This window comes from Pseudoalteromonas rubra, assembly GCF_005886805.2.
Lineage (GTDB): Bacteria > Pseudomonadota > Gammaproteobacteria > Enterobacterales > Alteromonadaceae > Pseudoalteromonas > Pseudoalteromonas rubra_D.
This window is the reverse complement of the sequence record NZ_CP045429.1, coordinates 4,340,955-4,354,500: the sequence shown is the minus strand read 5'-3', so window position 1 is coordinate 4,354,500 and position 13,546 is coordinate 4,340,955. Positions and strand designations below refer to the sequence as shown.

Genomic DNA, 13,546 nt, shown 5'->3' with positions numbered 1-13,546 from the left:
TGTCATACGGACCATCATCAGTCGTAGTAAAGGAACATTGCATGTCGCTAATCCGCCAGGTGCTGGGGTTATTGTTATACGCCATTAATACACTGGTTTGGTTTATCCCCATTTTTCTGATGGGCGTGATCAAACTGTTACCTATTGCGCCACTGCAAAAAGTGGCCAGTCGCATCGCCAAAGGGTGCGCCAGTTTATGGGTTGCCGGTAATAATCTTAACCAGTCTGTTATTTCACCGTATCGTCTTAATGTGTTAATGCCAGAGACGATGAAAGCCAAAGACTGGTACTTGGTGATTGCCAATCACCAGAGCTGGGTTGATATATTGATCTTGCAGCGGGTATTACATCGTAAGATCCCTTTTCTGAACTTTTTTCTGAAAAAAGAATTACTGTATGTACCCGTACTTGGGTTGGCCTGGTGGGCCCTGGATTTCCCGTTTATGAAGCGCACCAGTAAAAGTCAGTTGAAGAAAAACCCTAAGCTGCGAGGCAAAGACGTTGAAACGACCCGAAAGGCGTGTGAGAAATTTAAAACCATGCCCGTAAGTATTGTGAACTTTGTGGAAGGGACGCGTTTTACCGAACAAAAACACGCGCAGCAGCGCAGTCCATTCCAGCATTTGCTAAAACCGAAAGCCGGCGGGATTGCGTTTGTGATGCAGGCAATGGGAGAGCAGATCAATCAGGTGGTGAATGTTACCATTCATTATCCGCAGGGGATCCCCAGTTTTATGGACTTTGTCGCGGGTCGCGTTGGCGAGGTCAATGTACAGGTTGAGCTGATGCCAGTGAGTGCAGATCTGATTGGCGACTACAGCAATGACAGCGAGTTCCGGGTACGCTTCCAAAGCGAATTGAATCGGCTGTGGGGGCAAAAAGACCAAGAGTTAGTCGACTTAGTTGCGCGCCATGGCAGTCATCAGGTGTCCGCCGAACATCACGAAAAGTCGCAGCAGTCCTGATAAAAAGCGGGTGAAGGAGGTGGCATGTTGAGAAAGTTTTTACCAGCCTGGTTAGCCGGGGGAACTGCAACGATGATACTACTGGCGAATACGCTATTGTGGGGTATCATCGTGTTTGCGCTGGGGTTGGTGAAGTGTGTTTTGCCACTACGTGGTGTTTCAGACATCCTACATTGGGCTTATAAAGGCTGGTGTCGGGGCAACCGTTTCGGGCTCCAGCTGGGCTGTCCTGATATCACCCTGAGTATACCCGATCACATGAGCAATCAGGCCTGGTATTTACTGGTTGCGAACCATATCAGCTGGTTGGATATTGTGGTGCTAAGTGCGCTCGACCGGTTACCTGCTCCGAAATTTTTTCTTAAAGACGAGCTCAAATACGTGCCTCTGATTGGCACCGGTGCATGGGCACTGGGCATGCCTTTTATGAAACGGGCAAGCAAGGCGAAAATTGCCAAAAACCCCAAGCTTAAAGGCATGGATGTTGAGCGAACCCGACACAGTTGTCGCCATTTTCGACAGCACCCGACAACGGTCATCAACTTTGTGGAAGGTACGCGCTTTACTGCGCAAAAGCATCTACGTCAGGGAGAGGCTTTTCATTATTTGCTTAAGCCCAAAGCCGGTGGCGTTGCGTTTGCCTTGGAGGTATTGGCACAGCAACTGGACGGCCTGCTCGATGCCACCGTGATTTATCAAAGCCCGGATCAGCATATTTGCCGGAGCTTTATGTGCGGTAAGTTGCAACGTATTGAGGTGCGGATCCAGTTGTTGTCTATGACAACCGTACCTCAAGGGAACTATCAGACAGACAAACAATACCGGATTGCTTTTCAGGCTTATCTCAACCAGTTGTGGCTCAACAAAGATGCACAGCTGATAGCGTACTGGGAGCAGCAAGCCCGAGGGGTTGTGTGTGGCGAAGAGGTGAAACAGCTATGAAGGTGACACACCTTAGTGAAGCACTCACGCCCTGGCTTGGTGCAACGTCGCACAGTGGGCTGTTGATATGGAGTACCAACTTACTGGCGCTGGTGATATTGCTGCTGGTATTTTGGTTGATCCGCCAATGGCTCTTGCCACGAGTACAGCAGTTTCTGGGTGCCTACTCCAACTCAAAAATCGGCTTTTTGGCACCTCAGCTAAGTAAATTCAGCGGTCGCTTTTCAATGGTGGTGTGTACGCTATTGTTTATCGCGTTCAAAGAAGCCTTGTTTCTGGCGCCACAAGGTTTATTCAATGTATTGAGTGTGGTGTCTCAGGGGCTCCTAATCATCAGTATTGGTTTTTTGCTAAGTAGCCTGGTCAACATTGTGAACGCGATTTATGAGCAACAGCCATTCGCTAAAAGTGTGCCGATTCAGAGCTTAGTGCAGGTTAGTAAATTACTGATTTTTATTGTTTGTGCCATTTTGGTGATCAGCCTGGCCATCGATAAATCGCCAACCTATATTTTGTCTGGATTTGGTGCCATCGCTGCGGTCACGCTGTTGGTGTTTAAGGACACCATTCTTGGGCTGGTGGCCAGTATTCAAATTGCAGCCAACCGCTTGCTGGCAACGGGTGACTGGATCCAGGTGGATGCATTTGGTGCGGACGGTGAGGTCATTGAGGTTGGCCTGAATACAGTGCGCGTACGTAACTGGGATAACACGGTCACAACTATTCCAACCTATAAAATTATCTCGGACTCGTTTAAAAACTGGCGCGCCATGCAAGAGTCCAGTGGGCGACGGATCAAGCGCGCAATCTACCTTGATTTTGATTCTATTCGCTTACTAAGTCAGGATGAGCTGACTGCGCTTGGTCAGGCGTTACCTGAGGTTGCTGCGCTGATACAAGATACTACTGCGCAGCGGTGGAGCAATGTCTCTGTGTTTCGTCGTTATGCCGAAACCTACCTGAAGGCACATCCTCAGGTAAATTCGGATTGTCTTTGTATGGTACGAGAGCTGGCACCGACACAATATGGTCTGCCGGTAGAATTATATTGTTTCAGCAGGGACAAACGCTGGGTGCAGTATGAGCATTTACAGGCTGATGTGCTGGACCACGTCTTGACGGTGATGCCATATTTTGGGCTGCGACCGTACCAGGTTATTTCAAGTCATCAAAACGAAATAAATCACAAAAAACCAGAGTAAGCTGCAAATCCTTGTGTTATCTTAACGATTCAGACTTTATCTTTTTATGACATATTTGTGACATGGAGACGAGTTAGGTTGCTGAATTGCCCAAGAGGTAGGTAGTGCAATGAAGTATTTTGTAGCAATCATGCTGGTGATGAGCTTGTGTTCAACAAAACAGGCCTTGGCAGACCATGAACAAATTCTGGTAGCGATCGACCACGCTCCCCCTTACAGTGCCCTGGATGATAAGGGTAACGCACGAGGGTTAATTCTCGATATTCTTAATTACATTAAACACCACAGTGATGAAGACATCGCTGTCAAAGCCGTTCCTTGTCCTTTTTCTCGTTGTATTCGAATGCTGGCACAGGGGGAAGTCGATGTGATGGGTGGACTGATCAGAACGCCAGATCGTGAACGTCAAATGGCATTTGTGACGCCTCCTTATATGGCTTTATCTTCTTCCTTTGTTTTTTACAGTCATCAACATAGTCAGATTGAAGTACGTCGCTATGAAGATCTCATTGGTAAGCGGATTGCAGTAATGCGCGGTGCAGCGTTTTTCCCTCGTTTTGATCAGGACAGTCGTCTCGATAAGGTTGAAGTACCTTCTGAACGTACTGCTGTAGATTTGGTGCTAAAAGGTCGGGTTGATCTCGTGATTGCAGTAGAGGATACGGCTGATCTGGCCATGAATGTGCTTGCTCAGCCCGCGCACCAGCTAAGAAAAATGGACTATCGTCATACTCAGGTGATTTATGGGCACATGGCGATGAGTCGTGCATTTGCACAAAGCCATGTGGGGCGCGAGTTCACTGAACATATGCAGCGAATGGCAAAAAACAAAATCCTGGACAAGTTGGTTGCGCCTTATCAATTGCCAGCTATCCCGCCTCAGCTGTTATCAGAAGAGACGGGGAGTACACCAAAAAATACCTTTTAACGTGCGGTATGCGGCTCCTTCATGAAGCTGTAACTGAATGCCAGCACCAGCTGCGCGATGTCGTCATAAGCCTGAGCACTGGTGTCGTTCCCTGAATCTGCATTGGTCAGCAGCACAAAACCGCGCTGATGGCGCATATCTCCATATATCTGGGTGAGTACACCCGGATCTTCCCCGCTGTGGTAGATTTTGTCGCCATCGAGCCCCCAGAAGAAACCTCGCTCTACCGAGATACTCGGGACATTGGTTTGTGGGCTCAACATGGCTGCTATGGCACGTGCTGGGATGCGCTGTTCTCCATTGAGTTTGCCCTGTTGCATGGTGGCAATTAGAAAATTGCCCAGATCGTGTGCGGTAGAAATCGCACTGCCTTCACTGTAGGTGATGTTGCCATAATCAGGCAAAGGGAGCAGCTGTTGCGTGTCTGGGTGGTGAATGTAGCGGTGCACCACAGATGTTGTTGGTTGTGCAATGCCCCATTCACTACGCTGCATCGCCAGTGGGGTGAAGACATATTCCTGGGTTAACTCCGACAGGGTTTGTCCACTTGCCTGCTCTGTGACATAAGCTGCCAGTGCAGCACCGATATTGGAGTATACGGCGGCTTCATTATTGCGCAGACCAAAGCGACTGACAAAATTGTCAGTGTGATAGTGGCTGCCGGATTGTGTCAGGTAAGCGGCGAAGAAACGGTCGAGGTTGGTGTTTGCAGGTTCTTCACACACAGACTGCTGGCTGAAGCGATTGTACAAACTGCTACCGTCGGCATGCACAAAGTAATTACAGCGATAGACTGCCTCGACGTCCATGATGCCGCTGGTGTGGGTGATCAACTGCCGTAACGTAATGGGCTGAGCTAGTGGTACGCCAAAGTCGATAGAGAAATTCAGGTAATGCTCCACAGGCGCATCGAGATCAACCTGTTGTTGTTCAACGGCCTGGGCCAGGGTCGCCCCCAGCAGTGTTTTACTCACCGAACCCAGATAGAAGCGGCTATGTACGTTAACCTCCGTGCCCTGTTCATCCACATTGCCAAACCCCTGCTGATAGACCGACTGGCCGTCGTGAATAATATTAACGGCCACGGCGGGAATATTCCCCTGTTGCTGAAGCGCCCTGAGCTGACGTTCAAATTCTCTAATGGTGAGTTGAGGTTTGTGGTCTTTACCCAGTAAAGTCAGTGCATGATCATAACTTTCAAACCGACCGCTTTCGAGTGCATGCATGGAAAATGCAGGTACTGCGATATCAGGCTGGATACCGCGTTGTTCATATAAATTACCCTGTGCATCCCGGTAGACTTCATTTGAGAGCGATATTTGCCAGCCATTGGGTAAGGTGAAAAAGCGTTTATCCGACAAGGCGCCAGATGTTTCTTCTCCGAGCAAGGTTACGTGTGGCAGATGCATCATGGCCATAGCCAGAATTTCGCCAGCGTTGATGGTCAGTTGGCTGGTGAGCAAATAAATGGGCTTGGTATACGCATCGGGGTGAGTTTGCAAAGACTGGCTGAGCAATACGCCCTGGCCTGCCTGGTTCAGAGCCTGTTTATTAAATGCCAGGCGTTTGCTGGTATTAAAGCGAGAGGCAATAGCCAGAGCTATGGCATCATCGCCGCCAGTGTTGTTGCGAATGTCCAGGATCACTCCCTCAGTACCGGCCAGCTCTGCCATAATGCCATCAATCAGCACATTAGCTGCGTCGAGATGCTCAGTTTCATCCGCCTCTGCGTCGCTACTGAAGTGCGCGAGGTTATTGATCACCAGTACACCAATGTTGTTTTTGGTCTTACCCCATAGCAGGGTTTTTTCCTCTTGCTCAGCCGGAAAGCTGCCCATACTGCCAGGCTCCAGATATTGCTGAGTAACTTGCAGTGAGTCCAGAACCAGCTCTGAAAAGACCTGTTCATCGGTCAGTTGCATGTTATAGCGTAGGTAGTAACTGGCTGTGCCCCGCGCTGCGCGCAAAATAGGCGCATCTTTCATCACAAAATAGGGGCGGCCAGGGGTTCTGGCAACTGACACATGACCATCGGCAAGGGGGGCAATCATTTCTGTTAACGCCTCAAATAAATCATCGTCAGACATCGCATCATGGATTCGTGGGCGGTAATGGTTGTATTGCGCCTGCCAGTCCATGTCGCGCAGCGCAAAAAAGGCGTAATAATCGTTAAACGCATGCCAGAAGTATTCAAACACCTCCGTAGGGCTGGCTTGTGTATCAACGGATAAGGGCGACTGACAGGCATCGGGGAGTGACGCCTGTGGATCATAGATATGCGGATAGACTTCGCCCGCATAAGTCAGTTGCAGCTGTCCCGTGTTCCTGAGCTTAGCCTGGGTTACCTCAGGAGCAGAGCTCAGTGGCAGGGTACGTTGTGCCACTTTGATACAGGCATGAGTGTTAAATTCATAACGTTGCATGCGATCTGCGCGGATATCGAGTATTTCACCATAGGCGGTTTTCTGCCAGACCCCCGGGTGCTTTTGTAATGCCCCGCGATGATCCTTGCTGTCGCCGCAGCCACTGAGCACGGCGCTGACAATCAATCCTGAGGTGAGCAGAGAAAAGCCTTTGAACATGACTGTGTCCTTAACTGAATAACCCAAATGTGTTGTTGTAGTGTGGCCAGTGTAGGGGCTGAGGGGTGCCGGCGCTGTAAGCGAGTTGCGCCAAAGGGTCAGAAAATGTACCCGGCCATTGACATTTTTAAACAGAGGGTAACGCCGACTCTGGCTACACTGGAGGAGAACTAAACTGATCGTATGAGGTTGAAGTGATGCAACGAACTGCTGCGAAGTATTTCGCCATGAGCGAAGAAGTGTGGGCGCGCCATGCCAACCCCTGGAGTGTCTGGAGTCGTTATTCTTGTTTGCCTTTGTTGATTGCGTGTCTGTGGTGGCGCGACTGGCTGGGAGTGGCTTTTTGGCCGCTGCTGGTAGGACTGTTACTTTGGGTGTGGTTGAATCCAAGGTGTTTCAGTAAACCCAGAGACACCCATAATTGGGCGTCACAAGCCGTATTGGGTGAGCAGATCTTAATTTATCAGTTGGAGCGAGTGCCACTGGTGCATTATCAGGTGATTAAAATCATCATGGCGCTGCTAACACTGAGTACCCTGGTATGTGGTATTGGCCTGTGGTTTCAGGAGGCCATCAGTACCTGCGTCGGCGCACTGGGGGTGATCCTGAGCAAGACCTGGTTTCTTGATCGGATGGTCTGGCTGTATCAGAGTGTGGCCCGCACAGATGCCGAAATAGCGGCGCGTCAGGCAAAGACCTGACACACCTCATCGACTTTACAGGTGATCACGCTGACATTCTGGTAGCCAATGCGGGTGAGTTGCTCTGCCGCAAACACCGCCCGGCCGCCAGCGGCACAGTGCAAGTACAGAGGTCGACCTGGATCTTTCTCGACAGAGGGTAACTGAAACTCCAGCACGCCACGGGGAATATTCATTGCCCCCGGGGCAGCTTTTTCCTGATGCTCCTGAGGCTCTCGCACGTCAATCAATAAGCCCTGATTGGTGGCCATTTCTGCTTTGGCCTGTTGCGCGCTGATACAGCGCTGATTGGGCCTGACGGTTTTTAAAATGTCCTGTGGGGATGTCAGCATCCGTTAATTCTCCATTCCAAGTTTTTTGAGTAAGGTCATCATTGGACACCAGCCTGTAAAGGCGGATTGGATCAGGTTTAATGCGATAAACACACTCAACCACACCCAGCGCGGATCCATAAACCAGGTAAGTAACAATGACAGTATTAACATACTGCCGGCGATCAATCTGATAGCGGCTTCCAGTCTCATAAGTGTACCTCCCAACTTCAAGTATATGGCAAGATTTAACATTAGCAAGATCTAATATTAGAAATTTCTAATGTTATGTTCTATACTCGCCACATCATTGAGGTGGGGAAAAGTATGGATTTACACGCAATGGCCGACAGCGCCGCACAGGCTGAAGCATTACTTAAGATGCTCGCGAATCGGAATCGGTTGATGATCTTATGCAGTTTGCAAAGTACAGAACTCAGTGTCGGTGAGTTGAATGAGCGGGTTCCACTGGCTCAATCTGCACTGTCTCAGCACCTGGCTGCAATGCGGAAAACTGGGGTCGTTGCTTCACGACGCGCTGGTGCTACTGTGTATTACCGCATTGCGGATGACAAGGTGCTGGTGATCTTGCAGCAGCTTTATCAGCTCTTCTGTGCCGACAAGGATACACCATGAATGGCACTGTGGGCTTTACTGAGCGAGCGATACGCCAGAGTCTGACTGGTCGCTTGCCTGCGCTGTTTTTCTTCTTTGCTATGGTGCTGGGTGTACTGGCTTTACAGTTCATGCCGCGGGAGGAAGAGCCTCAGATAGTGGTGCCGATGTTAGATATTCATGTCACGGTGCCCAATACCGCCGCACCCGAAGTAGTGCGTCTTGTCACCACGCCGCTTGAGAAGCTGCTGCTGCAAATTCCTGGTGTAGAACATGTTTATTCGATCACCAACAGTGGCTCCGCCGTGGTTACACTGCGATTTCATGTTGGAGAGAGTCGTGAGCAGGCCATCCTAAATACCTACACGAAACTGTATGCCAATGAGCACCAGATGGCCGCTGTGGTCAGCGACTGGCAGATCCGGCCCATCGAAGTCGACGATGTGCCGATTGTTATGCTGGGCTTATATAGTACCGCACCTCAACAATACAACGATTATGACTTAACCCGATTTGCTCAGGAGATCTCAACGCAGCTGCAGCGGTTACCCGACACCAGCGAGGTCAAGGTGGTGGCTGGACGACAGCGCCAGCTGAATGTCTGGCTGGATGCCACGGCATTAGCGGCACACCAGAGCACGCCGCTGGACGTGTTAACCGCGATTCAAAACAGCAATCAGTTGCAACAGGTTGGCAAGCGCATCGCGGGCAGCAAGCAGATTGTACTTGAGTCTGGCGACGTGTTGCGCACTGCCGCGGCGTTGCGCGCGTTAGTGATCACTGTGGTCAACGGGCGCGCCGTGAAACTCAAAGATGTCGCGCGCATTGAAGATGGGCCGGGTGAGCCCGAACAGTACCAGTGGCTGGCGATCAGTGATAGCAGCCAGGATCTGCCACTGGTGACCCTCAGTGTAGCTAAGCAAAAAGGCAGCAATGCGGTATCCGTTGCTGAGCAGGTTCACGCGCTGATGGGCCAGTTGCAAACTCAGCTATTGCCACCGGAAGTCGAGATTAAGGTATTGCGTGACTACGGCCAGACAGCCGATGAAAAGGTCAATGATTTGATGGCTAGCCTGCTCTTTGCGGTGCTGACTGTGGTGATCTTTGTCGGTGTCTTTCTTGGCTGGCGACCGGCGATTGTGGTCGGGCTGGCGATCCCCGTGTGTTACGGGGTGACGCTGGCGCTGGACTGGGCGTTTGGTTACACCATTAACCGGGTGACCCTGTTTGCCCTGATCCTCTCGCTGGGTCTGTTGGTGGACGATCCTATCACGGGCATCGACAACATCAGCCGAATGCTGGTGCCCGGTAAACCGCGTCATCAGCAGGTTGTGAGCGCGATGATGGAGATCCGCACCGCGTTACTGATGTCGACATTGACCATTATGATGGCGTTTCTACCGCTTGCTTACATCACCGGGATGATGGGTCCTTACATGGCCCCTATGGCCTTTAATGTGCCCGTGAGTGTGATGGTGTCAACCGGGGTGGCTTTGTTTATTACGCCCTGGCTGGCGAGCCGCCTGCTGAGCGCCAAACCATCATCAGTAGTGAGCGTGGATAATGGCTGGTATGCGGCATTACTCACGCCTTTGCTGCGCTCGCCACGCAAGGCTAAAGGGGTGTTGTGGGTGATGTTAGTGCTGTTTGTGTTGAGTGCCAGTTTACCTGTGTTTCGGGCTGTCCCACTCAAGCTGTTACCTTATGACAATAAAAATGAAGTTCAGGTGCTGATTGATTTACCGGAGGGCAGCACATTGGAAGCCACCGCGCGTATCACGCGCGCAGTGCAGCAACGCGTTTGGCAAATGAATGAGGTGAGTGCGATTGCCGCCTATGTGGGCCAGCCTTCCAGTATGGATTTCAACGGTATGGTGCGGGGATATTATCGTCGTCACAGTGACAACATGGCGGAGCTACGGGTGGTGTTACTAGACAAGCGTGAGCGCGCACACCAGTCTCATGCTGTGGTGTTGCGGCTGCGCAAAGCGTTGGCGGAGTTTAATCGTGATGGCACGGTGATCAAAGTGGTGGAAGTGCCGCCGGGTCCCCCTGTTATGAGCACACTAACTGCCGAGGTTTATGCTGATCCCTTTATTGCCACGGATACGCACCGCGATGCAGCGCTGAGGCTGGCGGCACGCTTGCGCCAGGAGCCTCATGTGGCGGAAGTTGATACCTCTTTGTCCGCCCCGGTTACATTACAGCGATTTGTGACTGATAAACAAAAAGCGGCGCTCTCCGGAGTGAGCAGCATAGAAATAAACCATACTCTGGCGTTGGTCAGTGGTGGCATGCAGGCCGGATTGTTATATCAGCCTCGTGAGGCTCAGCCGGTGCCGATCACGTTACAGCTGGCTTATTCGGACCGTCAGCATTGGTCGGACTTACTCGCAACTCAGATCCGTGGCAGCAGCGACGTGACTCAGGCGCAAGATAATTTTGGTCTTAGCCGGGCAGCCCGACCTATGGTGGCCTTATCTGAAGTCGGAGATATGCAGACTTTGGTGGCAGAGCCTGCGATTTACCGAAAGGATTTGGCGCCAGTCATTTATGTTTTTGCGGAATTAAATGGCCGCACACCTGCTGAGGTAATAGCTGATGTGGTAGCTGATGAGCAACAAGCGGGTGTTCCTGTGCAGAACGAAACACACATGACACCCTGGCAGCAACGCACTTTTCTCAGCAGTGGTAGCGGTTTATCGTGGCAGCTACCTGAGGGCACACAGTATCGTTTCAGCGGTGAAGGAGAGTGGCGCATCACCATCCGAGTGTTTCGGGATATGGGTATTGCCTTTGCTTTTGCGCTGGCAGCTATTTTCTTGATTTTACGTTGGCAGACCGCTTCCAGTGCGGTGGCACTGATCATCATGTCTGCCATTCCTTTAACCATGATAGGGATTATGCCCGGCTTTTGGGGGCTTAATCAGTTGGGTGAACGCACCATAGCTGGGTCACCCGATCCTGTCCTGTTTACCGCCACCGCGATGATCGGCATGATTGCACTGGCCGGTATTGTGGTGAGAAACTCACTGATCCTGGTGGAGTTTATTACCCAGGCCCGACAGGCAGGCATGCCACTGGAGGCTGCTTTGATCCGTGCCGGCAGTGTGCGTATGCGGCCCGTATTACTGACTGCGGGGACCACTTTGCTGGGCAATCTGGTGATCATTTTGGATCCTGTATTCAGTGGCCTGGCGCTGGCAATCATGTTTGGCATTGTTGCCTCAACTCTGTTTTCTTTACTGGTTGTGCCGGTTGTCTATTATCTGGTGTTCAAAACGCCCGACGAAGACAATACACCAGCCCCGATTTCTGATGATTTGGAGACTGCGCATGTCTGATATTCGATGGGTACGTCCGTTGCTGGCGATCGCCTTATTGCTGTTGGCGGTTGCCTGGATGGCTGGATTATTTAACGACACTGTGACACCCGGAGATAAGACCCTGGATAACAGGCCACTCCCTCAGTTGTATGAGGTGGAGCAGCAACTGGTTTATGACGTAGAGCAGATCCCCGGGAGTGTGATTGCCAAACACAATACGGTTGTCGCCAGCCGTGTGCTGGCACAGCTCAAAAGTCTGACGGTGCGTTCTGGTGATACGATCCAGGCAGGTCAGTTGATTGCCACACTGGATGATGCCGATCTGCGAGCACAATTACGTGCAGTTAAAGCGGAGCAACAGGCTAATCTGGCACAGCTAAGCCAGGCACAAAAACAGCTTGAGCGTGCTCTGACCTTGCAGCAAAAAGGTTTGGTAGCGCATAACCAGGTCGATGAATGGCAGACTCAGGTCAATGAGCTGTCAGCCAGAAAAGCCGCCCTGGTTCAACAGCAGGCTGGGGCAGAGGTGGCCTTAGGCTATACTCAGGTCAGGGCACCTATCTCAGGGACACTGGTAGCGCGTCTGCAAGAGCCTGGTGCCATGCTTAACCCGGGCACGCCGCTAGTCTCTATTTACAATCCGGCACAGTTGCAGGTTGAGGTGTCTGTACGGGAGCGGTTGTTGCCGGAGCTGGCGGTGGGGGAGCGTTATCAGATCAGTATCCCGGCCGCGGAAGCCACGCAATATGCCACCATCAGCGAGCTGGTGCCAGTCGCAGATCGCGATGCGCGCAGTTTTACCGTAAAGCTGGATATGCAGTGGATGCAAGGGGTGATACCGGGCATGTATGCTGTATTGAAACTACCTGGAAACGGACGTAAGGCGATATTGATCCCAACATCATTGGTACAGCATTATGGTCAGCTCAGTAAAGTCGCTGTGTTACATAACGGGCAGGTGCAGAGTCGCTTTATTCGTCTCGGCAGAGAGTATGGTGAGCAGGTTGAAGTCATCAGTGGTTTGCGTGCCGGTGAACACCTGGTGACGGGATCACCGACAGCGTTAACAACGACTACAGAAAAGTCGCAATCTCCTCAAGCGGCTTTTTAACCAGGGCGTGCTCCGGAACGGTTGCGTCTTCTGCTGGATAACCGGCGATCAGTAACATATAGGGTCGCTCGTTTTCTTTATCTCGCTGACAGATCTCGGTCAGGAAGCTCATGGGCTTTGGTGTATGGGTCAGGGTCGCCAGTCCGGCATGGTGCAGCGCCTGGATCAAAAAGCCAGTCGCAATCCCAACGGATTCATGGACATAGTAGTTGGTATTTTTATCTTCGGTGTGGATACCCCCTTTTTTCTGGCTAAAGATGGCGATTAACCAGGGAGCATGCTCCAGATAAGGCTTATCTGCATCGGTGCCTAACGGTTTTAAAGCATCAAGCCATTCTTCGCCAGCACGGCCTTCATAGAAAGCCTGTTCTTGCTGCTCTGCCGCTGCACGGATCTGTTGCTTTACGTCCTGACTGTGAATGGCCACAAAATGCCAGGGCTGATGGTTAGCGCCACTGGGCGCTGAGCCAGCCGTTTTGATGCAGGCTTCGATGATCTCTTTGGGCACCGGACGGTCGCTAAAGCTGCGGATAGTGTGGCGGCGTTTTGCTTCATCCAGAAATGCCGTGGCGCGGCTGAGCATTTCTTCCTGTGGGTACTCAATAAAATCGTTGAGAGGCACGTTCGCATGTTGTTTCATGATTTACCTTTGTCTTTTTTGTTTATATTTTGTTATATCCTGACTGTCTATCCCTTGCAACCAGCAGGCAATTCAGGGGGCTGAGCAATGTAAAGCTAACTGTGAGCTGACGGCAATTTTACTTTACCTTTAATGGCTAGAGTAAAAAGGCGACTGTTATTCTTATTGGTTATATTGAACATCAACCGTCAGGACTCTGTCGCTCGGTCAGGATCCGTTATAA

At 51.1% G+C, this 13,546-nt stretch carries 12 protein-coding genes; 8 read left to right on the top strand and 4 right to left on the bottom strand.

All coding sequences use genetic code 11. The features are described 5' to 3' along the window. The first annotated feature begins 41 nt into the window (after positions 1-41). The 4 genes from CWC22_RS18615 (at position 42) to CWC22_RS18600 (ending at position 4,037) form a co-directional block, all read left to right on the top strand. Positions 42-965 (top strand): acyltransferase, encoded by a 924-nt coding sequence (locus tag CWC22_RS18615; RefSeq protein WP_138537710.1) that lies wholly within the window; start codon positions 42-44, stop codon positions 963-965. Between the two features lie 24 nt (positions 966-989). Next, a complete protein-coding gene (locus tag CWC22_RS18610; protein ID WP_138537709.1) occupies positions 990-1,907 on the top strand; it encodes an acetyltransferase in 918 nt (305 codons plus the stop codon). Next, positions 1,904-3,109 carry a mechanosensitive ion channel family protein gene (locus tag CWC22_RS18605; protein WP_138537708.1) on the top strand — a complete coding sequence of 402 codons (1,206 nt, stop codon included), beginning with the start codon at positions 1,904-1,906 and terminating at the stop codon, positions 3,107-3,109. The genes CWC22_RS18610 and CWC22_RS18605 overlap by 4 nt, the downstream gene beginning before the upstream one ends. 109 nt (positions 3,110-3,218) lie before the next feature. Then, positions 3,219-4,037, top strand: a complete 819-nt coding sequence (locus CWC22_RS18600; protein ID WP_125564328.1) for a substrate-binding periplasmic protein — start codon at positions 3,219-3,221, stop codon at positions 4,035-4,037. On the opposite strand, the gene CWC22_RS18595 is transcribed toward CWC22_RS18600, so the two are convergent. Next, a complete protein-coding gene (locus CWC22_RS18595; RefSeq protein WP_138537707.1) occupies positions 4,034-6,619 on the bottom strand; it encodes a serine hydrolase in 2,586 nt (861 codons plus the stop codon). The two genes, CWC22_RS18600 and CWC22_RS18595, sit on opposite strands and share 4 nt — an antisense overlap. A gap of 197 nt (positions 6,620-6,816) precedes the next feature. Between CWC22_RS18595 and CWC22_RS18590 the strand changes: the two genes are divergently transcribed. Further along, positions 6,817-7,320 carry a DUF6653 family protein gene (locus tag CWC22_RS18590; protein ID WP_138537706.1) on the top strand — a complete coding sequence of 168 codons (504 nt, stop codon included), beginning with the start codon at positions 6,817-6,819 and terminating at the stop codon, positions 7,318-7,320. On the opposite strand, the gene CWC22_RS18585 is transcribed toward CWC22_RS18590, so the two are convergent. Next, positions 7,305-7,652, bottom strand: a complete 348-nt coding sequence (locus CWC22_RS18585; RefSeq protein WP_125564334.1) for a rhodanese-like domain-containing protein — start codon at positions 7,650-7,652, stop codon at positions 7,305-7,307. The two genes, CWC22_RS18590 and CWC22_RS18585, sit on opposite strands and share 16 nt — an antisense overlap. 3 nt (positions 7,653-7,655) lie before the next feature. Then, positions 7,656-7,844, bottom strand: coding sequence for a YgaP family membrane protein (locus CWC22_RS18580; protein WP_010386970.1), 189 nt, complete (start codon positions 7,842-7,844; stop codon positions 7,656-7,658). Positions 7,845-7,958: 114 nt separating this feature from the next. Between CWC22_RS18580 and CWC22_RS18575 the strand changes: the two genes are divergently transcribed. From CWC22_RS18575 to CWC22_RS18565, 3 genes are read left to right on the top strand one after another with little or no spacing between them, the layout of a single operon-like run. Next, the gene (locus tag CWC22_RS18575) at positions 7,959-8,267 is read left to right on the top strand and encodes an ArsR/SmtB family transcription factor (protein WP_010386968.1); all 309 of its coding nucleotides are present in this window, start codon (positions 7,959-7,961) and stop codon (positions 8,265-8,267) included. Further along, complete coding sequence (locus tag CWC22_RS18570) at positions 8,264-11,590, top strand: efflux RND transporter permease subunit (protein WP_138537705.1); 3,327 nt, start codon at positions 8,264-8,266, stop codon at positions 11,588-11,590. Before CWC22_RS18575 ends, CWC22_RS18570 begins: the two co-directional genes overlap by 4 nt. Beyond that, positions 11,583-12,683, top strand: coding sequence for an efflux RND transporter periplasmic adaptor subunit (locus CWC22_RS18565; RefSeq protein ID WP_138537704.1), 1,101 nt, complete (start codon positions 11,583-11,585; stop codon positions 12,681-12,683). The genes CWC22_RS18570 and CWC22_RS18565 overlap by 8 nt, the downstream gene beginning before the upstream one ends. Here CWC22_RS18565 and CWC22_RS18560 read toward each other — a convergent pair. Further along, positions 12,646-13,323: a nitroreductase family protein gene (locus tag CWC22_RS18560; protein ID WP_010386962.1), complete on the bottom strand. Its 678-nt coding sequence runs from the start codon at positions 13,321-13,323 to the stop codon at positions 12,646-12,648. The two genes, CWC22_RS18565 and CWC22_RS18560, sit on opposite strands and share 38 nt — an antisense overlap. Positions 13,324-13,546 lie beyond the last annotated feature (223 nt).

Excerpts from the sequence above, each read along its gene's own strand:
- CWC22_RS18585 (WP_125564334.1), bottom strand. The coding sequence starts at position 7,652 with ATGCTGACATCCCCACAGGACATTTTAAAAACCGTCAGGCCCAATCAG.
- CWC22_RS18600 (WP_125564328.1), top strand. The coding sequence starts at position 3,219 with ATGAAGTATTTTGTAGCAATCATGCTGGTGATGAGCTTGTGTTCAACA.
- CWC22_RS18575 (WP_010386968.1), top strand. The coding sequence starts at position 7,959 with ATGGATTTACACGCAATGGCCGACAGCGCCGCACAGGCTGAAGCATTA.
- CWC22_RS18610 (WP_138537709.1), top strand. The coding sequence starts at position 990 with ATGTTGAGAAAGTTTTTACCAGCCTGGTTAGCCGGGGGAACTGCAACG.
- CWC22_RS18605 (WP_138537708.1), top strand. The coding sequence starts at position 1,904 with ATGAAGGTGACACACCTTAGTGAAGCACTCACGCCCTGGCTTGGTGCA.
- CWC22_RS18615 (WP_138537710.1), top strand. The coding sequence starts at position 42 with ATGTCGCTAATCCGCCAGGTGCTGGGGTTATTGTTATACGCCATTAAT.
- CWC22_RS18595 (WP_138537707.1), bottom strand. The coding sequence starts at position 6,619 with ATGTTCAAAGGCTTTTCTCTGCTCACCTCAGGATTGATTGTCAGCGCC.
- CWC22_RS18560 (WP_010386962.1), bottom strand. The coding sequence starts at position 13,323 with ATGAAACAACATGCGAACGTGCCTCTCAACGATTTTATTGAGTACCCA.
- CWC22_RS18580 (WP_010386970.1), bottom strand. The coding sequence starts at position 7,844 with ATGAGACTGGAAGCCGCTATCAGATTGATCGCCGGCAGTATGTTAATA.
- CWC22_RS18565 (WP_138537704.1), top strand. The coding sequence starts at position 11,583 with ATGTCTGATATTCGATGGGTACGTCCGTTGCTGGCGATCGCCTTATTG.
- CWC22_RS18570 (WP_138537705.1), top strand. The coding sequence starts at position 8,264 with ATGAATGGCACTGTGGGCTTTACTGAGCGAGCGATACGCCAGAGTCTG.
- CWC22_RS18590 (WP_138537706.1), top strand. The coding sequence starts at position 6,817 with ATGCAACGAACTGCTGCGAAGTATTTCGCCATGAGCGAAGAAGTGTGG.